14 protein-coding genes are annotated in these 23176 nt (G+C 66.6%); 2 read left to right on the top strand and 12 right to left on the bottom strand.

What is annotated here, in order from left to right; genetic code table 11:
- Positions 1-3471 (bottom strand): response regulator, encoded by a 3471-nt coding sequence (locus tag FAS41_RS15695; protein ID WP_138523796.1) that lies wholly within the window; start codon positions 3469-3471, stop codon positions 1-3.
- A 289-nt stretch (positions 3472-3760) separates the two neighbouring features.
- Here FAS41_RS15695 and FAS41_RS15690 point away from each other — a divergent pair, with 289 nt between their 5' ends.
- Positions 3761-6274: an ATP-binding protein gene (locus FAS41_RS15690; protein WP_138523794.1), complete on the top strand. Its 2514-nt coding sequence runs from the start codon at positions 3761-3763 to the stop codon at positions 6272-6274.
- Positions 6275-6289: 15 nt separating this feature from the next.
- Here FAS41_RS15690 and FAS41_RS15685 read toward each other — a convergent pair whose 3' ends face one another.
- The 8 genes from FAS41_RS15685 to pqqA all read right to left on the bottom strand — a co-directional run bounded on the left by FAS41_RS15685 (position 6290) and on the right by pqqA (position 14243).
- Complete coding sequence (locus FAS41_RS15685) at positions 6290-7984, bottom strand: PAS domain-containing hybrid sensor histidine kinase/response regulator (RefSeq protein WP_138523792.1); 1695 nt, start codon at positions 7982-7984, stop codon at positions 6290-6292.
- The gene (gene ercA, locus FAS41_RS15680) at positions 7968-9131 is read right to left on the bottom strand and encodes an alcohol dehydrogenase-like regulatory protein ErcA (protein ID WP_138523790.1); all 1164 of its coding nucleotides are present in this window, start codon (positions 9129-9131) and stop codon (positions 7968-7970) included. The genes FAS41_RS15685 and ercA overlap by 17 nt, the downstream gene beginning before the upstream one ends.
- Positions 9132-9240: 109 nt before the next feature.
- Entirely contained in the window at positions 9241-11034 is a 1794-nt protein-coding gene (locus tag FAS41_RS15675) for a S9 family peptidase (protein WP_138523788.1), read from the bottom strand.
- A 2-nt stretch (positions 11035-11036) separates the two neighbouring features.
- Positions 11037-12185 (bottom strand): pyrroloquinoline quinone biosynthesis protein PqqE, encoded by a 1149-nt coding sequence (gene pqqE, locus FAS41_RS15670; RefSeq protein ID WP_138523786.1) that lies wholly within the window; start codon positions 12183-12185, stop codon positions 11037-11039.
- The gene (gene pqqD, locus FAS41_RS15665; protein ID WP_017518379.1) at positions 12157-12435 is read right to left on the bottom strand and encodes a pyrroloquinoline quinone biosynthesis peptide chaperone PqqD; all 279 of its coding nucleotides are present in this window, start codon (positions 12433-12435) and stop codon (positions 12157-12159) included. The genes pqqE and pqqD overlap by 29 nt, the downstream gene beginning before the upstream one ends.
- On the bottom strand, positions 12435-13184 hold the full coding sequence (pqqC, locus tag FAS41_RS15660; RefSeq protein WP_138523784.1) for a pyrroloquinoline-quinone synthase PqqC: 750 nt from the start codon (positions 13182-13184) through the stop codon (positions 12435-12437). Before pqqC ends, pqqD begins: the two co-directional genes overlap by 1 nt.
- 25 nt (positions 13185-13209) lie before the next feature.
- The gene (pqqB, locus tag FAS41_RS15655) at positions 13210-14124 is read right to left on the bottom strand and encodes a pyrroloquinoline quinone biosynthesis protein PqqB (RefSeq protein WP_138523782.1); all 915 of its coding nucleotides are present in this window, start codon (positions 14122-14124) and stop codon (positions 13210-13212) included.
- 47 nt (positions 14125-14171) lie between these two features.
- Positions 14172-14243 carry a pyrroloquinoline quinone precursor peptide PqqA gene (pqqA, locus tag FAS41_RS15650; RefSeq protein WP_003106462.1) on the bottom strand — a complete coding sequence of 24 codons (72 nt, stop codon included), beginning with the start codon at positions 14241-14243 and terminating at the stop codon, positions 14172-14174.
- 402 nt (positions 14244-14645) lie between these two features.
- Here pqqA and FAS41_RS15645 point away from each other — a divergent pair, with 402 nt between their 5' ends.
- Entirely contained in the window at positions 14646-16574 is a 1929-nt protein-coding gene (locus FAS41_RS15645; protein WP_138523780.1) for a sigma-54-dependent Fis family transcriptional regulator, read from the top strand.
- A 318-nt stretch (positions 16575-16892) separates the two neighbouring features.
- Here the strand turns inward: FAS41_RS15645 and aldA are convergent, their stop codons facing one another.
- From aldA to exaC, 3 genes are all read right to left on the bottom strand, one after another.
- On the bottom strand, positions 16893-18329 hold the full coding sequence (aldA, locus tag FAS41_RS15640; protein WP_138523779.1) for an aldehyde dehydrogenase: 1437 nt from the start codon (positions 18327-18329) through the stop codon (positions 16893-16895).
- 37 nt (positions 18330-18366) lie between these two features.
- Positions 18367-20550 carry a PQQ-dependent dehydrogenase, methanol/ethanol family gene (locus tag FAS41_RS15635; protein WP_138523777.1) on the bottom strand — a complete coding sequence of 728 codons (2184 nt, stop codon included), beginning with the start codon at positions 20548-20550 and terminating at the stop codon, positions 18367-18369.
- Positions 20551-21133: 583 nt separating this feature from the next.
- Positions 21134-22654 carry an acetaldehyde dehydrogenase ExaC gene (exaC, locus tag FAS41_RS15630; RefSeq protein WP_138523775.1) on the bottom strand — a complete coding sequence of 507 codons (1521 nt, stop codon included), beginning with the start codon at positions 22652-22654 and terminating at the stop codon, positions 21134-21136.
- Between the last annotated feature and the right edge of the window lie 522 nt (positions 22655-23176).

The following is a 23176-nucleotide window of genomic DNA, read 5'->3' as shown; positions in this document are numbered from 1 at the left end:
TCAGATGCGCTCCAGCTTCGGCAGCCAGACCCGGACCAGGGAGAACAGGCGATCCAGATCGATGGGCTTGGCCAGGTAGTCATTCGCGCCCGCGCGCAGGCACAGCTCGTGGTCGTCCTTCATCGCCTTGGCGGTCACCGCGAGGATCGGCAGCTTCTTCCAGCGCGCGTCCTGGCGGATCAGCCGGGTCGCTTCGTAGCCGTCCATCTCCGGCATCATCACGTCCATCAGCACCAGGTCGATGTCGCTCACTTCATTGAGCCTCTCGATCGCTTCGCGGCCGTTGCGCGCCACTTCCACCCGCGCGCCCTTGTGCTCCAGGGCGCTGGTGAGGGCGAAGATATTGCGCACGTCGTCGTCCACCAGCAGGATGCGCCGCTCCTCGAACGCGCGGTCGCGGTTACGCGAGGTGCGCAGCATGCGCTGGCGTTCGCTGGAGAGCTGCGACTCGACCTTGTGCAGGAACAGCGTCACTTCGTCCAGCAGGCGCTCCGGCGAGCGCGCGCCCTTGATGATGATCGAGCGTGAATACTTGAGCAGCTCGGCTTCCTCGTCACGGGTCAGGTTGCGCCCGGTGTAGACGATCACCGGCGGGAAGGAGCAGATGTCCTCCTCGCCCATGCGCTGCAGCAGTTCGTTGCCCTGCATGTCCGGCAGCTTGAGATCGATGATCATGCAGTCGTAGATGTTCTTGCGCAGCAGCTCCAGGGCCTGCGCCCCCTGCTCCACCGCGGTGATTTCGATGTCGTCGTCGCCGATCAGGCGCGAGACGCTGTCGCGCTGCAGTGGGTCGTCCTCCACCAGCAGGATGCGCTTGACCTCCTGGGTCAGCTTGGCTTCCAGCTTGCCGAACACCTCGCGCAGTTGCTCGCGGGTAGTGGGTTTCAAGGCATAACCGATGGCGCCCAGGTGCAGGGCCGCTTCACTGCGATCCTCCACCGACACCACATGCACCGGCACATGGCGGGTACGAGGGTTGGCCTTCAGGCGCTGCAGCACGGCGAGGCCGGATTCGTCGGGCAGGTGCATGTCCAGCAGGATGGCGTCGGGGCCGTGCTCATCGGCCAGGCGCAGGCCCTCCTCGGCGCCCATGGCGACCAGGCAGCGATAGCCCAGCTCGCGGGCCAGGTCATAGAGGATGCGGGCGAACTTCGGCTCGTCCTCCACCACCAGCACGCAACGCTGCCCCACATTGACCTGCTCGCGGTCGTCGGCGAAGGCCGCCGCAGCCGGCGCGCGCACCACCGGCGGCGCGACCGGGGCCGGCGCCACGATTGGCGCGGGCGCACTGACGATTTTCTCTTCGGCAGGCGCCTGGTAGTTCAGTGGCAACAGCAGGCTGAACACACTGCCCTTGCCCGGCTCGCTGCTGACGATGATGCTGCCACCCAGCAGGTGCGCGAGGTCGCGGGAGATCGACAGGCCCAGGCCGGTACCGCCGTAGCGACGGTTGGTGGCGCCATCGGCCTGCTGGAAGGCTTCGAAGATGCGCGCAAGCTGGTCCTCGGCGATGCCGATACCGCTGTCGCGCACATCGAAGCGCAGGCCCTCGGGTGCGGCGCTCACACGCAGGGAAACCTCCCCGGCATCGGTGAACTTGAAGGCGTTGGACAGCAGGTTCTTGAGGATCTGCTCGACCCGCTGGCGGTCACTGTAGAGCAGCGTCGGCGCGCCCTCCTCGACCTCGGCGACGAAGCGCAGCCCCTTGTCATCGGCCTGTGGGCGGAACAGTGTTTCCACCGCCTCCACCAGACGCCGCACGTGGGCATTCTCCGGGCGCACCTCGAGCTTGCCGGCCTCGACCTTGGAGATGTCGAGGATGTCGTTGATAAGGTTGAGCAGGTCGTTACCGGCACCATAGATCGACTCGGCGAACTTGATCTGCTCGTCATCGAGGTTGCCCTGCTCGTTGTCCGCCAGCAGGCGCGCCAGGATCAACGAACTGTTGAGCGGCGTGCGCAGCTCGTGGGACATGTTGGCGAGGAACTCGGACTTGTAGCGGCTGGCGCGCTGCAGTTCGTCGGCGCGGCCCTGCAGGTCCAGACGAGCCTGGTTCAGCTCGGTGTTCTTGCCGTCGAGGTCGTCGCGCTGGGCGGCCAGTTCCTGGGTCTGTTCGGCGAGACGTTCGTTGGTCTGCTCCAGTTCCGCCTGCTGGGCCTCCAGGTGCGCCTGGGACTCCTTGAGGACCCGCGACTGTTCCTCCAGCTCCTCGTTGGCGGTTTTCAGCTCTTCCTGCTGCACCTGCAGTTCTTCGTTGAGCTGCTGGGTTTCCGCCAGCACGTCTTGCAGGCGCTGGCGATGCAGCGCCGCCGCCACGGCACTGCCCAGGGTGTCGGCCACGCCCTGGAGGAACGCTTGCTCGCGGTCGCTCAACGAGCGCAGGAAGCCCAGCTCCAGCACGCCGACCACGCCCCCCTCATTGAGCAACGGCAATAGCGCCACGCTCACCGGCGAGCCGTTGCCCAGCGCCGAATTGACCTTCAGATAGTCCGCCGGCAACCCGTCCAGCACACGCAGCTTGCGCTGGCGCGCGGCCTGGGCAATCAGGCTTTCATCGGCGGCGAAATATTCCACGCCTTCCTGTTCGCGGGCGAAGCCGAAGGTCGCGCCGCGCAGCAGGCCGCCATGGTCATCGCGCACGTACAACGCACCGATGGGCGACCCGACGAACTCGCCGAGGAACTCCATCAGGTTGCGTCCCAGCGAAGGCAGCGACTGCTGGCCGATCAACTGCTCGCTCAGGCGGCTCTGGCCATCGCGCAGCCAGGCCTGTTGCTGCAGCTGCTCGTTATGCAGCACCTGCCGCCGCAGGGACTCGGCGTAGGACTCGGACAGGCTGACCAGTTGCCGGCGCCCGAAGTAGGCCAGCAGCGTGCCCACCACGATGCTGAACACCAGGTAGAGCACCACCACGCCGGTGGACAGGGTCGAAGCGAACTGGTTGCGGTCGTGGCGCAGTTGCTGCTCGGTGTTGATCATCGCGCCGTACTGGACGCGGATGGCGTCCATCATGCTCTTGCCGCGCCCGGCCTTGATGGCGTCCGCCACGTCCTGGCCGCTGCGGCGCAGCTGGATCATCTCCTGGGCGAAGCTCAACCACTCTTCCTGCATGGAACCCAGGCGCTGCACGCGCTCCACCTGCGGGGGATTGTCGGCCACCAGTTCGGCGAGGTTCTTGAGCCCCGAATTGATGCGCGGCCGCGCCTGCTCCAGCGGTTCGAGGAAGCGTGGATCATTGGTGATCAGGAAGCCGCGCAGACCGCTTTCCTGGTCCACGCTCAGGCGCTGCATCTCGTTGGCGCTGGAGATCACCCGATCGGTGTGCTCGACCCACCCCAGCACGTCGAGCATGTAGAGAATCAGACCGATGAACAGCACCGCTCCCAGCAAACAGATGCCCAGCGGCAGCGCCATGTTGCGCGCGAGGATGCGGCGGAAGGCGCTTTCGTCGGCGACGACTTTCTGGTTCATCGATGGATTCCCTGATGCAGTCCTTCCCTGGAAGCAATCGGCCGGTGTGGCAGCGACGGCAAGAAAGCCAGGTAAGTGTTTGAAGTTATTGTAAGAACGCTCTTAAAACGGCAGAAATAATAACGTGAAGCGTTGTAGGCTACACACCGGCTGGCCAATTGACACGCGACCCCGCACGGGCGTTCGAATTATTTGCGACCGGCCACGGAGAAAAGTGGAATCTTCTGTCACGGGGCCTTTCCAACGTCCGACAAGGAACAGAAGATCAATCGATCGCAGGATTTGCTCGATGCCAAGCTCCCAGGGGGACACCCCTATTTCGCCAGGCGATTTCCTCAACAGCAGTAGCGCCATGGCGCCGCTGATTCGTCAGCATGACTGGGCATCCTCCCCGCTCGGCCCCATGGATCAATGGCCGGCCATCCTCAAGGGCATCCTCGAAGTCGGGCTGAACTCGCGCCTGCCGGTGTGTATCTACTGGGGCCCCGAATTCATCCTGCTGTACAACGATGCCTGGAGTGCCATTCCCGGCGACAAGCACCCCGCCTGCCTGGGCCAACCGGCCCACGTCGCCTGGTCGGATATCTGGTCGATCCTCGACCCCATGTACAACGGCATCCTGCAGACCGGCGTCGCCGCCCACGAAGAAGATCGCCTGCTGCCCATGGTGCGGTTCGGCTACGTCGAGGAAGCCTACTTCACCTACAACGTCAGCCCGATCTTCGGCCAGGACGGCAAGCCCGTCGGCCTGTTCAACACCGCCGTCGAGACCACCGGCAACGTCATCGAACAACGCCGCCAGCGCCTGCTCACGCGCCTGGCCGAACGTCTCGGGCAGGCCGAGGACAGCGCGCAGATCTGCGCCCGCGCTTTCGCCCTGCTTGCGGAAGCCAACCATGACGTGCCCTTCTGCCTGCTCTACCAGGCCGGCACCCTGCTCGGCTCCTGCGGCACCGACACCAGCGACCGTTTCGCGCCAGCGCAACTGACGCTCGACGACGACCCACTGCACCTGTTCAACGGTTTGAAGGAAGCCCATCAGTCCCCGCTGGGCAGCCAGTACGTGCGCGCCTTCGCACCCTGGCCGGAAGTGCTCGACAGCACCTATGCCACCCCGCTATCCGACCACGTCGACAGCCTCGCGGTGTTCGGTATCAGCCCGCGCCGACGCCTGGACGAGCACTACGCGACCTTCTTCAAGGAACTGGCCGCCCTGCTCGGCCATGCGCTGGCGGCCGCCAGCCAGCGCACGGAGGAACGCCGGCAGAAGGAAGCGGTACAGGAGGAAGCCCGCCAGCGCACCCTGGAGCGCGACCGCGTCTGGACGGTCAGCCAGGACCTGCTCTGCGTGCTCGATCACCAGGGCGTACTGCGCAGCGTCAATCCCGCCTGGGGCAGCCTGCTGGGCTGGAGCGAGGAGCAGCTCACCGGCCGCAGCAGCGAAGAGCTGGTGCATCCGGACGACCTCGCGCCGAGCATCGACATCCGCGCCACCCTCACCCGCGGCGAGCGCCTGCAGCACTTCGAGAACCGCATGCGCCACGCCGATGGCAGCTACCGCTGGATTTCCTGGCACGCCACCGAGGACAAGGGCGTGATCTACGGCTGCGGCCGCGACATCACCGAGCAGAAGCGCGGCGCCTTGCTGCTGGAGCAGGCGCAGGCTGCCCTGCTCAATGCCCAGCGCATGGAAGCCGTCGGCCAACTCACCGGTGGCATCGCCCATGACTTCAACAACCTGCTGGCGAGCATCCGCTTCAGCCTCGACCTGATCACCCGTCGCGCGCCAGCCAACGCCCAGCCGGAGCTGAGCCACATCCTTCACGCTGCCACCCAGGCCACCGAGCGCGCCGCCGAGCTGACCCACAACCTGCTGGCGTTTGCCCGTCGCCAGGCGCTGGCGATGCACCCGGTGGACCTCGCCCAACAGTTGCGCGACTGGCGCGATGAGCTGGTCGAATACGCCGGCCCCGACGTCGCCCTGACGCTCGCCCTGGATGACGTGCAGAGCGTACTGACCGACCGCGACCAGTTGCACAAGGCCATGCTCCACCTGGTGGAGAACGCCCGCGATGCCATGTCCGGCGGCGGCCGCCTGGAGATCACCCTGCAGCACCAGGACATCCTCACCGGCGAGCATGACCTGCCGGCTGGCGACTACCTCGCCCTCTCCCTGCAGGACAACGGCCAGGGCATGAGCAAGGCAACCCTGCCTCATGTCTTCGACCCCTTCTTTACTACCAAGGGCATCGGCCCCAACAGCGGGCTGGGGCTGTCGATGGTCTACGGCTTCATCAAACAATCCGGCGGGCACATCCGCCTGCGCAGCGAACCCGGCCAGGGTACCTGCGTCACACTCTATTTCCCGAGAGGCAACTCAGTGGTCAGCATTCCCGACGTCCCGACGCCCCCCAATGAACCAGCCAACCAACCACTGTGCGTCCTGGTCGTCGAGGACAATGACCTGGTACGCATGCTCACCGTGGAAGTGCTGGAGGAGATCGGCTACCAGGTACTGCAAGCCGAGGATGCTGAAGAGGCGTTGCCGATCCTGCAGGGCGACACCGTCATCCACCTGCTGCTGACCGACGTCGGCCTGCCGGGCATGAACGGCGAGGAGCTGGCCAGCGCCGCGCGGGATGTCCGTCCGGAGCTGCCAATCCTGTTCGCCACCGGCTTCGCCGAGATCGTCCACATCGATGGCAGCGAGCTGGCCACGCGCATGTCGATGATCGCCAAGCCCTTCTCCATCGACGCGTTGCGCGACAAGGTCAACGGCATGCTCGGGCGCAAGAACGGCTGATCGACCAGCGCCCCTTCAATGGCTGAGCAGCACGCTCAATGTCGCGCGCAGCTTGCCCGGCTTCACCGGTTTGTTCAGTAGCGGCATCCCCAACCGCTGCAGGGCGCGGCGACAGTCGTCGCTGCGGTCGGCGGTGATCATCAGCGCCGGCAGCTCGCGGCGGAAATACTCGCGCAACCCGCGCACCGCCTCGCACCCGGTACGCCCCTGGTCGAGGTGGTAGTCAGCCAGGATCACCTCCGGCGCCTTGTCATCCAGCGCCTGCAGCGCTTCCTCATAGCTGGTCGCCACCAGCACCTCGCAGCCCCATTGCCCGAGCAGCGCCGCCATGCTGGCGAGGATTGCTTCCTCGTTGTCGATCACCAGCAGGCGCCGGCCCGGCAGCGGGTCGCCGGTCACCGGCCGCGGGCCGCTCTCGACCAGCCCTGGTTGCGGCAGGTCTCGTACCAGCGGCACTTCGATGGCGAACACCGAACCACGCCCCGGCACCGAGCGCACCTGCACCCGGCAGCCAAGGATGCCGGCAATGCGATCGACAATGGCGAGCCCCAGACCGACACCCCGGCGACTGGCCGCGCGGCCGGCGTCGAGCTGGTTGAATTCGAGGAAGATGGCTTCCAGCTGGTCCGCCGGAATCCCGCGTCCGGTGTCCCAGACTTCCAGCCTGACGCTATCGCCGCGGCGGCGCGCCGCGAGCATCACGCTGCCGCGCTCGGTATAGCGGCATGCGTTACTGAGGAAGTTGCGCAGGATGCGCGACAGCAGGCGGTGATCGGTGCGCACCGCCAGCGCGGGAATCCGTGAGCGCAGACGCAGCCCGGCGGCGCGGGCCACTTCGTCGAACTCCGAGACCAGCGGGCCGAGCAGTTCGTCCAGCGGATACACCTCCAGGTCCGGGCGGATCGCGCTCTGGTCCAGGCGGGCAATTTCCAACAGGTCGGTGAGCAGGTCCTCGGCGCCCTCGAGCGCCTGGTGCGTGCGCTCCACCAGTACCTGCTCGGCGTCCGGCAGCTTGCGTTCGCGCAAGGTGGAAACCAGCAGGCGCGCAGCATTCAGCGGTTGCAGCAGGTCATGGCTGGCGGCGGCCAGGTACTTGTCCTTGCTGTTGTTGGCGGCTTCGGCGGCGTCGCGGGCCTCGCGCAGTTGCTGGTTCAGCCCTTCCAGCTCACGGGTACGTTCGGCGACGCGCTGCTCCAGTTCCTCGTTGAGGTTCTGCAGGCGCTGCTGGGCCTGGACGCGCTCGGTGATGTCGGCGACGAAGCCCTCCACCAGGCCTTCCTCGTCCGGTTTCATCAACAGGTTCATGAGCACGATGACATGACTGCCATCGCGGCGGCGCAGCCGCGTCTCGTAGCCGAACAGCCCACTGCCCTCGCGCAGCAGCGCACGGATGCCACGCATCTCCGCCTCGCCGCCGACGAACAACTGGCTGGCCATGTCCTGCAGGTTCCACAGCACCTGCTGCGGGTCGTCATAGCCGAGCATCCGCGCCAGCGCCGGGTTGGCGGCGCGCAGGCCCTGGCTCAGGCTGGCCTGGAAGATGCCGTGGACGGCATGCTCGAACAGCCATTTATAGCGGTTGCGCTCGGCCCCCAGCTCGTCCAGCCGCGCCACCAGCTCGGGATAGTGGCTCTTGCGCGCGGAATGGCTGCCCAGCCCGAGCAACCCGGCCAGGGCCTGTTGCTGCTGCTCGTCAGAGGGCCTCGCCATACACCACCTCGACATCGCGCTGGCTGGACTCGCGAGGGTTGGTGAGGATGCACGGGTCCTGCATCGCGTGGCGCGAGAGGAAGGGAATGTCGGAACTGCCCACGCCATGCAGGGCGAGGCTTTCGTGGAAGCCTACGGCATTCTTCAGGGCGATCAGGTGCTCCACCAGGCGCTGGCGGATCTGCGCATGGTTCATGCCACGGCAGTCGATGCCGAAGGTCTCGGCAATCACCTTGAAGCGTTCCGGCGCGGCGCTGTAGTTGAAGGCCACCACGTGCTCGACCAGCACCGCGTTGCACAGCCCGTGCGGCAGGTCGAGGTAACCGCCAAGGCTGTGGGACATGGCGTGCACCGCGCCGAGAATGGCGTTGGAGAACGCCAGCCCCGCCTGCATGCTGCCGAGCATGATCTTCTCGCGCAGGGCGATGTCCGCCGGATTGGCGATCATCTGCACCAGGTTGCCGTTGATCAGCCGCATGGCTTCCAGCGCATGAGGGTCGGTGAGCGGCCCGTGGCCAGTGGACACGAAGGCCTCGATGGCGTGCACCAGCGCGTCGATGCCAGTGCAGGCGGAGAGGAACGGGTCCATGGTCAGGGTGGTTTCCGGGTCGATCAGCGACACGTCGGGCACCACTGCCTTGCTGACGATGGAGAACTTCATCCGCTCGTCCTGGTTGGAGATGATCACGAACTGCGAAACGTCTGCCGAGGTGCCGGCGGTGGTGGGAATCAGGATCAGCGGCGGGCTGGGCACGCGCAGGGTGTCCACCCCCTCGAACTCGAGGATGTTGCGGCCGTGGGCGGCGACGATGCCGATGCCCTTGGCGCAGTCCATGGGGCTGCCGCCGCCGACCGCGACTATCACGTTGCAGCCTTCGCTGCGGTAGACGTCGGCGCCGCGCATGACTTCTTCCACGCGCGGATTGGGCGACACATCGGTGTAGCGGCAGAAGGCAATGTCCTGGGCGGCCAGGCTGGCTTCGATGTCAGCGACCCAGCCGGCAGCGACTACACCGGGGTCCGACACCACCAGCACCTTGCGGGCGCCAAAGGTTTTTACGTAATTGGCGACATTGTGCCGGCATCCGGCACCGAAAATGATCTCAGGCGAGACGAATTTGCGCAGCTGGCTGAGCTCGTGGGACATCGGGGGCTCTGTCGTTATTGTTATGGGATATTTCCGGCAGCCTACTGTATCCGTCAGGTATTGCAATGCGACCTTGGCAGACGGTTCTTACAGCCGGCTCGGGCCGGGATCAGCCCCCCAGAAGCGCCTGATAGAAGCGCCACTCGGCCTCCAGTGCATGGGCCTGGTTGGCGGCCTGGCGGAAACCGTGGCGCTCGCCGGCGTAGCGGTGCACCTCCACCGGTACGCCGCGCTGGCGCAGGCTGTTGACCATGGCGTCGGTCTGTGCCGGCACCACCACCGCATCCAGCTCGCCCTGGAAGAAGATCACCGGCGCGCGGATGCGCTCGGCCAGCAGCACCGGCGTGCGCTCGCGGTAACGCTCGGCGTCCTGTTGCGGGTCGCCGATCAGCCAGTCCAGGTAGTCCGCCTCGAACTTGTGGGTCACCCGCGCCAGCGCCTGCGGGTCGCTGACGCCATAGAGGCTGGCGCCCCCGCGCAGGCCCGGCAGCCGCGCCAGCGCCATCAGCGCGCTGTAGCCGCCAGCACTGGCGCCACGCACGAACACCCGCTGACGGTCGATGCGCCCGGCCCTGGAGAGAAAATCCAGCGCCGCGCCGATGTCCTCCACTTCCACCTGCCCCCAGCCCAGGTGCAGGCGCTCCCGGTAGGCGCGGCCGTAGCCGCTACTGCCGCGATAATTGATATCGGCAACGGCGAATCCCCGGCGCGTCCAGAACTGGATGCGCCCGTCGAATACCGGGTAGCAGGCCGAGGTCGGCCCACCGTGCAGGAACACTACCAGCGGCGGCGCCCCGTCCGTGGCGTAGGGCGGATAGAAGAACCCGTGGCCGCATTCGTCCTCGCCCACCGGGTAATGGAAGGCCTCGCCACGGGACAATTCGGCCTCCGGCAGCGGCCTCTCGCCACCGGCCAGCACCTGGGTGGAGCCATCCACCCGCCGGATCGCCAGCAGCGTCGGCAGACGGTCCGGCGCGGCGGCAATGCAATAGAAGTGGCGCTCGTCCGCGGCCAGCGAACGGAAGCGGCTGTACTCCGGTGCAAGTCTGCGCTCCTTGCCGCGCTCGTCATAAACCACCAGCAGGCCGCAACCATCGACCTGGCGCGTCGCCAGCAGCCTGCCGTCCGGCAACGGCAGGAAGGTGCGCCCGCCCAGCTGCCAGGGTGCGCTGGCATGGTCGGCGGCAGCACTGGGCAAGGTGCCGTGCCCTTCGTGGTGAGGCTGCCAGTAGCCATCACGGTCACTCAGCCAGTGCAGGCGGCCGTCCTCGGCGAAGCGCGGCTGCTGGATAGACTCGTGGCGAGCCTGCCCGGCCAGGCAGCGCTCCTCCCCGGCGAACGACTCGCACAGGCGAGTGCGCGTCCAGGGCTGGTGCGGGCGATCCCACTCCACCCAGACGATGCGATCGGCTCCGCTGTCAGCCACCGGGGAGGCATAGAAGTCCGCGCCGGACGCGATCACCCGGCGCCGGCCATCGGCGTCGAGACGAACGATGCGGTGGCTTACCCCGCCGCTGCCGTACTCTTCTTCCACCGCCAGTAGCGCGTTCCACGCAGGCACGTAGTGCAGGTCGCCATAGCGGCAGTCGTCGCGATGGGTAATAGGCCGAGGCGTGCCACCCAGGCGCAGCCAACGCACCTGCTGGTCACTCTCTTCCACCCAGGCCACGCCGTCGGCGGTGGCGCAGCAGGAACCGCCGCCGTATTCGTAGACGCGGCTGCGCACCGAAGCGCCGGGCGGGGTCAGCTCGACGCTCTGCCCCTCACGGCGCAGAAACAGCCGACAACGCGCGCTGGAAGGGTCGAACGCCGCCCACAGCAAGCCGCCATGGGCCACGTGCAGTTCGGCAAAATCCCCCGCGGCGGCGACCGCGCGTTCGGCACTCCAATCGCTGCGTTCCACGCTCACGCCTTGCAGATCAGTTGTGAGGCGCGCTCGTTGCGCAGGGTCAGCGCACTGAGCGGCGCGGCCGCCGTTTCCGCCTCGCGACGGGCGTCGAGGATGATCCCGTGGTGGGCCGACTTGGCGCACACCGGGTCGGTGGCTTCGGCGTCACCGGTGAGCATGAACGCCTGGCAGCGGCAGCCGCCGAAGTCGCGCTCCTTCTCGTCGCAGGAGCGGCACGGCTCGGGCATCCAGGCATCGCCGCGGAAGCGGTTGAAGCCGAAGGACTCGTACCAGATGTGCTGCAGGCTGTGCTCGCGCACGTTGGGGAACTTCACCGGCAGCTGCCGCGCGCTATGGCACGGCAATGCGGTGCCGTCCGGGGTGACGTCGAGGAACACGCTGCCCCAGCCACCCATGCAGGCCTTCGGGCGCTCCTCGTAGTAATCGGGCACCACGAAGATCAGCTTGCACGGGTTGCCTTCGGCGGCCAGGCGCTCGCGGTACTCGGCGGTGATGCACTCGGCGCGTTGCAACTGCTCGCGGGTCGGCAGCAGGCCGGCACGGTTCAGCTCGGCCCAGCCGTAGAACTGGCAGGTGGCGAGTTCGACGAAGTCGGCCTCCAGCTCGATGCACAGCTCGATGATGCGCTCGATGCTGTCGATGTTGTGCCGGTGGGTGACGAAGTTCAGCACCATCGGGTAGCCGTGGGCCTTCACCGCGCGGGCCATGGCGAGCTTCTGGGCGAAGGCCTTGCGCGAGCCGGCGAGCAGGTTGTTCACCTCCTCGTCGGCGGCCTGGAAGCTGATCTGGATATGGTCGAGCCCGGCGTCGGCGAACTCCTTCAGGCGCTTCTCGTTGAGCCCGATGCCGGAGGTGATCAGGTTCGTATAGAACCCCAGCCCGCGCGCAGCAGCGATCAGCTCGGCGAGGTCCTGGCGCACCAGCGGTTCACCGCCGGAAAAACCCAGCTGCGCCGCGCCCATCTCGCGGGCCTGGCGGAATACCTCGATCCATTGCGCGGTGGACAGCTCTTCGCCGCCCCTGGCGAAGTCCAGCGGGTTGGAACAGTACGGGCACTGCAGCGGGCAGCGGTAGGTCAGCTCGGCCAGCAGCCAGAGCGGAGGACCCACCGGCGCCTCAGCGCAGCTCGATCCAGAATTGCGCATGGGCCACCTCGAGGAATGCCAGGATGTCTTCGTCGATGCCCGGCACGCCAGGGAAATCGGCGCGCAGGCCATCGATGATGCCGGCCACATCGGCTTGCCCGTCGACACGGCCGAGGATGGCCCCGGCGCTGTCGTTGAGCTTCACCATCCCTTCAGGATAGAGCAGCACGTGGCACCCCTGGGCCGGCTCGAACTGCAGGCGGAACCCCCGACGTAGCGCCGGTACGCTATCCAGTGAAGGCAGACTCATCACATTACACCCCTGTGCCACACGCGCTCGGCTGTCACCGTGTGGTACGGCGGGCGCTCTAGTTCATAGGCCATGCTCATCGCGTCGAGCATGCTCCAGAGCACGTCGAGCTTGAATTGCAGGATTTCCAGCATGCGCTCCTGAGCCTCGCGGGTGCGGTAGTGCTCCAGGGTGATGCGCAGGCCGTGCTCGACATCGCGGCGCGCCTGGGACAGGCGCTTGCGGAAGTAGTCGTAGCCGCTAGCGTCGATCCACGGGTAGTGCTGCGGCCAGCTGTCCAGTCGCGACTGGTGGATCTGCGGGGCGAACAGCTCGGTCAGCGAGCTGCTGGCCGCCTCCTGCCAACGGGCACGGCGGGCGAAGTTGACGTAGGCGTCCACCGCAAAGCGCACGCCGGGCAGCACCAGCTCCTGGGACAGCACCTGCTCGCGGTCCAGCCCAACGGATTCGGCCAACCGCAGCCAGGCCTCGATGCCGCCCTCCTCGCCCGGCGCGCCGTCGTGGTCGAGGATGCGCTGCAGCCATTCGCGGCGCACCTCGCGGTCCGGGCAGTTGGCGAGGATCGCCGCATCCTTCAGCGGAATATTCAGCTGGTAGTAGAAGCGGTTGGCCACCCAGCCCTGGATCTGCTCGCGACTGGCGCGGCCTTCGTACATGGCCACGTGGTACGGGTGGAAGATGTGGTAGCAGGCGCCCTTGGCGCGCAGTGCCTGTTCGAACTCGGCGGGACTCATGGCTTCGCGGGTCATCGCGAGGCTCCTTCTGAAAGGGCCGTCACAGGAAGATGCCCATGCCGTCGTACGCCACCTCGATACCGCGCGCATCCAGTTCGGCGCGTTCGGGCGAGGCGATGTCGAGGATGGGATTGGTGTTGTTGATGTGGATGAGCACCTTGCGCGGCCCGTCGATACCGTCGAGCACCTCGATCATGCCGCCGGGGCCGCTCTGGGCCAGATGGCCCATCTCGCTGCCGAGCTTGTCGCCGACTTCGCAGACGCGCATCTCGTCGTCGCGCCACAGCGTGCCGTCCACCAGCAGGCAGTCGGCGCGGCGCATCCAGGCCAGCAGACCATCGTCCACCTGGCCCAGGCCAGGCGCGTAGAACAGCTTGCCGCCGGTGGAGGTGTCCTCGATGAACAGGCCGATGTTGTCGCCCGGATGCGGGTTGCCCCGGTGCGGCGAATACGGCGGTGCGCTGCTGCGCAGGGCGATGGCGGTGAGGCGCAGGCCCGGGCAGGCCGGAATACTGAAGGGCTCGGCATCCAGCTCGATGAGGTTGTGCTTCAGCCCGCCGTTCCAGTGCGACAGCATGGGGAACAGCGGGAAGCCGGTGGACAGGTCCTGATGGACCATTTCCGTACACCACACTTCATGCGGGCAGCCCTCGCGCAGGCTGAGCAGGCCGGTGGTGTGGTCGATCTGGCTGTCCAGCAGGACGATGGCGGCAATCGCCGAATCGCGCAGGCGCCGCGCCGGCTGCAGCGCCGGGAAGGACGCCAGCTGGGCGCGGATATCAGGTGAGGCGTTGCAGAGAATCCAGTTCTCGCCGTCGTCGGACAGCGCGATGGAGGATTGCGTGCGTGGCTGCGCGATCACGCTGCCGTCGCGAACGCCGCGACAGTTGCGGCAATTGCAGTTCCACTGGGGAAAGCCGCCACCGGCGGCCGACCCGAGAATTCGGATGTGCATGACAGTGCCCCGTGGGCAGGGGCCCCGGCGGACCGGGGCGCAGTGGATCAGCGGTTGGCGAAGTACAGGGTCACTTCGAAGCCAAGGCGCAGGTCGGTGAAGCTAGGCTTGGTCCACATGGGTCTGTCCTCTTTCTTGTTGGAAGGCGCCGGCAGAACCGGCAAGGTCGAGTTAAACACCAGGGTCAGGCACTCCGAATGATACTTTCGAAGGAGATTCCCCCCTGATTTGGTAGCGGGCCCGCGACAGCTGTCGCGCCCCGCCGCTACAACTGTCCCATCGCTGCGACAGCCATTGCCCCATTGCGCCCGGCGCCTTGGGCGGCGAGCGGTCTGGCGCGGGGCTGGGCGCCCCGCGCGGTGTATTTCGGCACAGGCCTTGCTCGGGCTCTCGTCGCCCGTGACCGACCGGTCTAGACTGTCCAGTCCCAAGAGACTCCGTCCCAGGATCGGTCCTACACGAAGCCGATCCCCTACAAAAACAATGCGCCGCAGTCCGACTGACGGCCGCCGGGAGTGACCATGCACCCGCAATCCCTGGACAACTGCCCGAACGACCTTGCCGCCTTCATCGCCGATCACTTCGGCGAGCGTGACATCCAGCCCGAGGGCGCCATTGCGCGCTCCTGGTACCGCAGCGTGATGGAGCACCATCTCGACCCCCGTGCACGGGCGGAAAAACACATCCTCACCGCCGGGGAAATCCGCGAGCACCAGGGCCTGCATCAGGACTACCTGGCGATTGCCAGCCAGGGCGTTACCGGCCTGGCCCGGCGCGTGCTGCCGGCGGGCTTTGCGGTGCTGCTCAGCGACGAGCGCGGTATCACCCTCGATGCGCGCCTGCCCAGCGAGCGTGACCGCTACACCCAGGCCGGGTTGATCATCGGCGCGCGCTGGGACGAATCCATCGCCGGCACCAACGGTATCGGCACCGCGCTGGCCGCTGGCGAAGCACTGACCATCCATCGCCAGGAACACTTCCTGGTGAGCAATTTCCGCCTGAGCTGCTCCGTGGCGCCGATTTTCGATGCCCAACATCGGCTGCGCGGTTGCCTGAACGCCACCTGCCTGTACAACGACGGGCCCAAGGACGCGCAGTACCTGACCCTGCAGCTGGTCATCCTGTATGCGCGGCTGATCGAGAACGCCAGCTTCCGCCAGCGCTACCGCGACCGCCTGACGCTGTCGGTGAAGGCCCGCGACGAGGTGTCGGACCTGGCCAACGAGCAGCTGATTGCCCTCGACGAACAGGGCCGGGTGATCGGCGCCAACCATGCCGCCTTCACCGCCTGCCGGGGCGACCTGCTGGGCAGCCGAATCGAACAGCTGCTGGAAGCGGACGTCGACCAGTTGCTCGACCTGAGCCAGGGCGGCGCGCGGGGCATTCGCCTGCGCACCCTGGCCGATCACGCGCTGGTGGATGTGGGCCTGCGCACCCCAGCCAGCCCACCGCGCCGCCAGGCTCCGCCGCGCAGCGGGTCGCACAGCCCGGAACATCCCGACCTTTCTCGCCTCGCCGGCTCCGACCCGCGTCTGCAGGACGGCGTACGCAAGCTGCGCAAGGTGCTCGACAAGGGCATTTCCATCCTGGTCACCGGCGAGACCGGCACCGGCAAGGAAGCCTTCGCCCGCGCCATCCACCAGGCCAGTGCCCGCCATGCCGGGCCCTTCGTCGCGCTGAACTGCGCGGCGATCCCGGAGAGCCTGATCGAGAGCGAACTCTTCGGCTACCGCGGCGGCAGCTTCACCGGCGCCAGCAAGAAAGGCATGAAGGGCAAGCTGGAACTGGCCAATGGCGGCACCCTGTTCCTCGACGAGATCGGCGACATGCCCGCGCATTTGCAGACGCGCCTGCTGCGCGTGCTGGCCGAGCGCGAAATCCTCCCGCTGGGCGCCGAAGCCCCGGTGGCGCTGGACGTGCAGGTGGTCTCCGCGACCCACCAGAACCTCGCCGAGATGATCCGCGCCAAGGGTTTCCGCGAAGACCTGTTCTACCGCCTCGCCGGCATGACCCTGCAGCTGCCGGCGCTGCGCGAACGCACTGACCGCGAGGCGCTGATCGACGGCCTGCTGGCGGGCCTGGACGGCGACCTGCACCTCGACAGCGCGGTGCGCGAGCGGCTGCGCGGCCATCCCTGGCCGGGCAACATCCGCCAGTTGCTGAACTGTCTGCGCTACGCCGCCGCGCTGGCCGAGGACGGGCGCATCGATCTGGACTGTTTGCCGATGGAGTTGCATCAGGCCACTCCCGACATCGTCGCCGACATGCAGCCGCCAGCCACCGCCCTCGCCGCCCGCCTGGACGACGACGAGGCACGCCACCTGCTGGCGGTTCTACGCGAGCAGCAGTGGAACATCAGTGCGGTGGCGCAGCAGTTCGGCATTGCCCGGTCGACCCTGTATCGGAAGATGAAGAAGCACGGCATCGTGCAGCCCAACGCGTTGTATTGATCGCTTCCCTTTTCCCTGCGCTCGACCGACTCCAAGCGCAGGGAAAAAGGAGCGAGCCGCACCTGGCAAGGACGGCCCGCCCAGTCAAACCTTGGTCTGTTTACAGCGCGGTTTCGCCCTCCCTGGAGATTCGGCGCATGCCTTGGCGCCCTCTCTCCAGCCCTCTCCCTGAAGGGAGAGGGCGCCGTCCGTGCCGGCTGATGGCACGGCTTCACCCTGCGCCGACCCAGTCCCCTCTCCCTTCGGAGCGGGGCGCGCAGCCAGGGTTAAGGAGAGGGGCTCTTGCGGACGCCACCCAGGCACGGACTACCCACCAGCTCACTCCTGCGCATACACCACATGGGTATGGGTGTACTCGTACAACCCATGCTTGCCGTCCGCGCCGCCGATGCCGGACTTGCGTGTACCGGCGTGGAAGCCCTGCATCGCCTCGAAGTTCTCGCGGTTGATGTAGGTCTCGCCGAAGTCCAGCTCGCGACTGGCCTTGAGCGCGGCGCTGAGGTTGCGGGTGTAGATCGATGAGGTCAGGCCGTAGTCGCTGTCATTGGCCAGGGCGATGGCTTCGTCGAGGTCCTCCACCACCTGGATCGGCAGCACCGGGCCGAAGATCTCCTTGCGCATGATCTCCATGTCGCCCGTGCAACCCGCCAGCACGGTGGGCTGGTAGTGGAAGCCCTTGCCAAGATCGGCCACGGCGCCGCCGGTTATCACCTGGGCGCCCTGCCCGGTCGCCGTGCGGACCATCTGCGCAACCTTGTCCAGGCCGATGCGGTTGACCAGCGGGCCCATGTCCAGGTCGGCCTGCACGTTCGGGTCGCCGAAGCGGGTGGCGGCCATGGCGGCGGCGATCTTCTCGATGAACTGGTCGGCCACCTGGCGCTGCACGTAGACGCGCTCGGCGCAGTTGCACACCTGCCCGGTGTTGATCACCCGCGAGGCCTTGATGGCGTTCACCGCCAGATCCAGGTCGGCGTCGGCGAGGACGATGGCCGGCGCCTTGCCACCCAGTTCCAGGTTCAGCTTGGTGATGTTCGGCGCGGCCGCGGCCATGATCCGCGAGCCGGTGGCGACGCTGCCGGTGAAGCTGATCAGGTCGACGCCGGCGTGGCTGGTCAGCGCACTACCGGCGCTGGCCCCGGTGCCGCCGACGACGTTGAACACGCCGGTGGGCAGGTCGATTTCCGCCACCAGGCGGGCGAATTCGAAGCAGTTGATCGGCGTTTCTTCACTGGGCTTGATGACGATGGTGTTGCCGGTCAGCAGGGCCGGCGCCATCTTCCGTGCGATGAGGAAGAACGGGAAGTTCCACGGCAGGATGCCCGCCACCACGCCCAGCGGTTTGCGCAGCAGGAAGATGTGCTCGCCGGCGCGGTCGCTGGTCAACACCTCGCCCTCCAGGCGGCGCGCCCACTCGGCCATGTAGTCGAGGTAGTCGGCGGTGAAATTCACTTCCACTTCTGCCAGCGCCGGCACCTTGCCCTGCTCGGCGGTGATGATCTTCGCCAGGCGAGCCGCGTTGGCGCGCACCTTCTCGGCAATCCGGCGCAGGTAGCCGGCACGCTCGATGGCGGGCTTGGCCGCCCAGCCCTTCTGCGCCTTGCGGGCGGCGTCGATGGCACTGTCCACCTGGGCCGCACTGGCCTCGGGGATGCGCGCCAGCAGCTCGCCATTGGCCGGGTTGTGCACCTCGATCAACGGCTCGCCGGCGACGAAGCGGTTGTCGATGTAGTGCTGGTAAGTCGTTACGTCAGTCATGAGTCGGTCTCCTGCGGGACTGCTTCTTATGGAAAGGTCACTTGGCGGCGGTCTTCTGCGCGCCGGCCAGTTGTTCCTTGAGGTCGTAGGCGCGCTTGATCAGGTACTGGTGCACAGCTTCGGCCTGCTGCAGATCGAGATGCCCCTGGAACGAGGGCATGCCGTCGGGGATGCGGCCGCCATAGACGATGCCGAGGAAGCGCTGGTGGTTCTCCGCACTGAGGGTGCGCAGGTCGGGCACCACGCCGCCGCTGATGGCGTTGATGCCGTGGCACTGCGAGCAACTGGAGTTGAACAGCTCGCGGCCTTGGTCGATCTGCGCGGTGGTGCCGGTCAGCTGCGGCGGCTCGGGCTTGCGGTCGGCCCACTTGTAGTTGATGTCCGGTAGCCTGGCGGTGCCGCCAAGCTTGTAGGTCAGCACCTGGGCGTTGGGCTTCACCCCGGCACGGAGCGACAGGGCGCCGGCGAAAGTGGAGAAGGCGCCGCCCCAGCCGGCCATGAAGGTCACGTATTGCTCGCCGTCCACCTCATAGGTGATCGGCGCGGCCATCACGCCGGTGTTGGCCGGGGATTCCCAGAGCTTCTTGCCGGTCTCGGCGGCGTAGGCCACCACGCGGCCATCGGCGGTGCCTTCGAATACCAGGTTGCCGGCGGTGCTCAGGGTGCCGCCGTTGAAGATGGTGCTGTAGGGCACTTCCCAGCGTTTTTCCTGCTTCACCGGGTCCCAGGCGATCAGCTTGCCGGTCCAGGTGTCGGCGATCTTGCGCAGGCCTTCCGGGTCCTCGGGCATCATTCCGGTGTTGACGTCGAGCTGGTAGATGCTCTTGAACTTGGAGCGCGGCGGTGCTCCGTCGACGTCCTGGTACATCGCCGACATGATGTGCGCCGGGATGTAGACCAGGCCGGTGTTGGGGTTGTACGACATGGGCTGCCAGTCATGCGCGCCCCAGAACGCCGGCTGGATCAGCCGCGCCTTCTTCTCCGGGTCCTTCCAGTATTCGGCAACCTTTTCGTTGCGGATCGGCCGGCCGGTCTTCAGGTCGATGCCGGTGGCCCAGTTGATCGGGATGAAGTTCTTCGCCGAGAGCAACTCGCCGGTCACGCGGTCGATGACGTAGAAGAAGCCGTTCTTCGGTGCCTGCATCAGCACCTTGCGTGGCTTGCCGTCGATCTCCAGGTCCACCAGCATGATGTGCTGGGTGGCGGTGTAGTCCCAGGCATCGCCCGGCGTGGTCTGGTAGTGCCAGACGTATTCGCCGTTGTCCGGGTTGATCGCCACGATGGACGAGAGGAACAGGTTGTCGCCCTTGCCTTCGCTGCGGATACGCGGGTTCCACGAGGAGCCGTTGCCGACGCCGATGTACAGCAGGTTCAGCTCCGGGTCGTAGGACATCGAGTCCCACACGGTGCCGCCACCGCCCTGCTTGTAGAAGTTGTCGCCGAACCAGGTCTTGGCGGCGATTTCCATGCCCTTGCCCTTGGGCATTTCCTTGGGGTCGCCGGGTACGGTGAAGAAGCGCCAGTCCTGCTTGCCGGTCTCGGCATCGTAGGCGGTGATGTAGCCACGCACGCCGAACTCGGCCCCGCCGTTACCGATGATCACCTTGCCCTTCACGATGCGCGGCGCGCCGGTGATGGTGATGCTGCGCGAAGGATCGGTACGGGTATCGACGCTCCACACGCGCTTGCCGGTCTTCGCGTCGATGGCCTCCAGGCGGCCATCGAGCACGCCGACGTAGACCTTGCCCTTCCACACCGCCACGCCACGGTTCACCGCGTCGCAGCAGGCTTCGCCGGCGCGGCTGCGGTCGGACTGCGGGTCGTATTTCCACAGTAGCTCGCCGCTGCGGGCGTCCAGCGCGTAGACGATGGAGAACGGCCCGGTGGTGTACATCACGCCATCGACCACGATGGGCGTGGCTTCCACGCCACGGTCGATGTCCAGCTTGTGGCTCCAGGCCAGGCCCAGGCCACCGACGTTGCTCTGGTCGATCTGCTTGAGCGGGCTGTAGCGCTGTTCGTCGTAGGTGCGGCCGGTGGTCATCCAGTTGCCCGGCTCGCTGTTGGCGGCAGCGATGCGCTTGCCGTCGACGTTGGCCGGGACCTCAGCGGCGTGAAGGTGGGGGGACAGACCGGCCATCAGCAGTGAGGCAGTCAGCAGGGAGTGACGCAGGGCGGGTTGCAGGCGAACGGAAGGCACGTGCAGGCCAATCGATCTCATGGAGGTTCTCCGATTCTTGTTGGTGCCGCGGATCGTTCGCCGCAGCTTGCAAGGCTCAGAGCAACCGCTGTGCCAGGCTTTTCGAATCGGGCTGAGAAGCTCGCCGTTCGGGGCTTCTGGCGTTTTCTGACGGGTCTGGAGCGGGTGTTGCGGGCGCTACAGGTGTTGCGCAGTCGGGATGCACCTGTTGCGACCGTAGGATGGGTGGAGCGCAGCGATACCCATGCGGTCGGCGCACCCGATTGATGGGTATCGCTGCGCTCCACGCCATCCTACGGAACGTGCCTCGCCGGATAATCCGGCGCATGGGCGGGTTCGCGAGCAAGCTCGCTCCTACAGGTCAGGTCTGGCGGTTTTCTGTAGGAGCGAGCTTGCTCGCGAACAGGGGCTTGGCGGAAAAAAGAAAACGCGGCCGGAGCCGCGTTCGACGAAGGCCGTCACCCGTGGAATGGGTACGGAAGCGGACGGCCGCCCGAACCGGGCGCGTCGACACAAGGGATGCCTGGTGGAGTGCCAGGCGGGGTACACCGGAAAGGGACCGGCAAACCTGATGGGGGAAGGTTCGCCGGTTTACTGCTGAGGGTCAGAAGAAGCCCAGCGGGTTGATGTCGTAACTCACCAGCAGGTTCTTGGTCTGCTGGTAGTGGTCGAGCATCATCTTGTGGGTTTCGCGGCCGACGCCGGACTTCTTGTAGCCACCGAACGCGGCGTGGGCCGGGTACAGGTGATAGCAGTTGGTCCATACGCGGCCGGACTGAATGCCCCGGCCCATGCGCCAGGCACGGTTGATGTCGCGGGTCCACACGCCGGCGCCAAGGCCGAACTCGGTGTCGTTGGCAATCGCCAGGGCTTCGGCTTCGTCCTTGAAGGTGGTGACGCCCACCACCGGCCCGAAGATTTCCTCCTGGAACACGCGCATGCCGTTGTGGCCCTTGAGCAGGGTCGGCTGGATGTAGTAACCGCTGGCCAGGTCGCCTTCCAGGCGCTCGCTGGAGCCGCCGGTGAGCAGCTCGGCGCCTTCGCCCTGGGCGATGTCGAGGTAGGACAGGATCTTCTCGTACTGCTGCTGCGAAGCCTGGGCGCCGACCATGGTCTCGGTGTCCAGCGGGTTGCCGCGCTTGATCGCCTTGATCTTCTTCATCACCTCGACCATGAACGGCTCGAAGATCGACTCCTGCACCAGCGCCCGCGACGGGCAGGTGCAGACCTCGCCCTGGTTGAAGAAGGCCAGCACCAGGCCTTCGGCGGCTTTTTCGATGAAGGCCGGCTCCGCCTGCATGATGTCCTCGAAGAAGATGTTCGGGCTCTTGCCGCCCAGCTCCACAGTGGAGGGAATGATGTTCTCCGCCGCGCAATGGAGGATGTGCGAGCCGACCGGGGTGGAGCCGGTGAAGGCGATCTTGGCGATGCGCTTGCTGGTGGCCAGCGCCTGGCCCGCTTCCTTGCCGAAGCCCTGGACGATGTTCAGCACGCCCGGCGGCAGCAGGTCGCCGATGATCTCGGCCAGCAGCATGATCGACAGCGGGGTCTGCTCGGCCGGCTTGAGCACCACGCAGTTGCCGGCGGCCAGCGCCGGGGCGAGTTTCCACGCGGCCATCAGCAGCGGGAAGTTCCACGGGATGATCTGCCCGACCACGCCCAGCGGTTCGTGGATGTGGTAGGCGACGGTGTTCTCGTTGATCTCGGCGGCACCGCCTTCCTGCGCACGGATGCAGCCGGCGTAGTAACGGAAGTGGTCGGCGGCCAGCGGCACGTCGGCGTTCAGGGTTTCGCGCACGGCCTTGCCGTTGTCCCAGGTCTCGGCGACGGCCAGTTGTTCCAGGTTCAGTTCGATGCGGTCGGCGATCTTCAGCAGGATCAGCGCGCGGTCCTGTACCGAGGTGCGACCCCAGGCATTGGCGGCGGCGTGGGCGGCATCCAGGGCGAGCTCGATGTCCTCGGCGGTGGAGCGCGGAAACTCGGCGATGATTTCGCCGTTCACCGGCGAGGTGTTGCTGAAGTACTGGCCCAGCACCGGCGCAACGAACTCGCCGCCGATGTAGTTGCCGTAGCGCGGCTTGAGGGTGACGACGGCGCCTGGGGTTCCGGGTGCGGCGTAGATCATGGGGGTGCTCTCCTGTCGGTTCCCGGCCTCCATCGGCCAGGTCATGGAGCGATCTTAGGCAACGCCCTTCCCGGCCCGGAATGCCCCCATGGGAGCGGTGGGTTACTCATTTGGTAGTAGATGCGGCGAGCGTCGCAGGTTGTAGGGCGCCTAACCCGGAGCGGATTATCCGCCGACGCCACCACGGCGGATAACGCTGTCGCGTTATGCGACCTACGGTGCCGGGTGGTTCGCGAGCAAGCTCGCTCCTACAGGTGGCGGCGAGCATCTGATGTTGCTTATCAGCGCAAGGTCCGCCGCGAAAGATTTCGCGGACAAGGTCCGCTCCTACGGGAACTCCACAACACGGCTCTGGCTCTGGATTTTGAAGGTTTCCAGAGAGACTTCCGCACACGCCGAACGCCCCGTTCAGGAGGCCTCGTTGAAGCGCAGTTTCAGGGGTTGAGCGACATGGATGTCGCGAGAGCCGCGATGGGCCAGGGATGGCCCTTCGCGGCGGGCCCCTGAAACTGCGCTTCGACG

Source organism: Pseudomonas nicosulfuronedens, assembly GCF_005877905.1.
Lineage (GTDB): Bacteria > Pseudomonadota > Gammaproteobacteria > Pseudomonadales > Pseudomonadaceae > Pseudomonas > Pseudomonas nicosulfuronedens.
The sequence above is the reverse complement of the archived record's forward strand: the minus strand, read 5'-3'. Positions and strand labels throughout refer to the sequence as shown.

What these genes read in the sequence shown, in the direction of transcription:
- FAS41_RS15695 (WP_138523796.1), bottom strand. Translation starts at nt 3,471, where the DNA reads ATGAACCAGAAAGTCGTCGCCGACGAAAGCGCCTTCCGCCGCATCCTC.
- FAS41_RS15690 (WP_138523794.1), top strand. Translation starts at nt 3,761, where the DNA reads ATGCCAAGCTCCCAGGGGGACACCCCTATTTCGCCAGGCGATTTCCTC.
- FAS41_RS15685 (WP_138523792.1), bottom strand. Translation starts at nt 7,984, where the DNA reads ATGGCGAGGCCCTCTGACGAGCAGCAGCAACAGGCCCTGGCCGGGTTG.
- ercA (WP_138523790.1), bottom strand. Translation starts at nt 9,131, where the DNA reads ATGTCCCACGAGCTCAGCCAGCTGCGCAAATTCGTCTCGCCTGAGATC.
- pqqE (WP_138523786.1), bottom strand. Translation starts at nt 12,185, where the DNA reads ATGCGCAATTCTGGATCGAGCTGCGCTGAGGCGCCGGTGGGTCCTCCG.
- pqqD (WP_017518379.1), bottom strand. Translation starts at nt 12,435, where the DNA reads ATGAGTCTGCCTTCACTGGATAGCGTACCGGCGCTACGTCGGGGGTTC.
- pqqC (WP_138523784.1), bottom strand. Translation starts at nt 13,184, where the DNA reads ATGACCCGCGAAGCCATGAGTCCCGCCGAGTTCGAACAGGCACTGCGC.
- pqqB (WP_138523782.1), bottom strand. Translation starts at nt 14,124, where the DNA reads ATGCACATCCGAATTCTCGGGTCGGCCGCCGGTGGCGGCTTTCCCCAG.
- FAS41_RS15645 (WP_138523780.1), top strand. Translation starts at nt 14,646, where the DNA reads ATGCACCCGCAATCCCTGGACAACTGCCCGAACGACCTTGCCGCCTTC.
- aldA (WP_138523779.1), bottom strand. Translation starts at nt 18,329, where the DNA reads ATGACTGACGTAACGACTTACCAGCACTACATCGACAACCGCTTCGTC.
- FAS41_RS15635 (WP_138523777.1), bottom strand. Translation starts at nt 20,550, where the DNA reads ATGAGATCGATTGGCCTGCACGTGCCTTCCGTTCGCCTGCAACCCGCC.
- exaC (WP_138523775.1), bottom strand. Translation starts at nt 22,654, where the DNA reads ATGATCTACGCCGCACCCGGAACCCCAGGCGCCGTCGTCACCCTCAAG.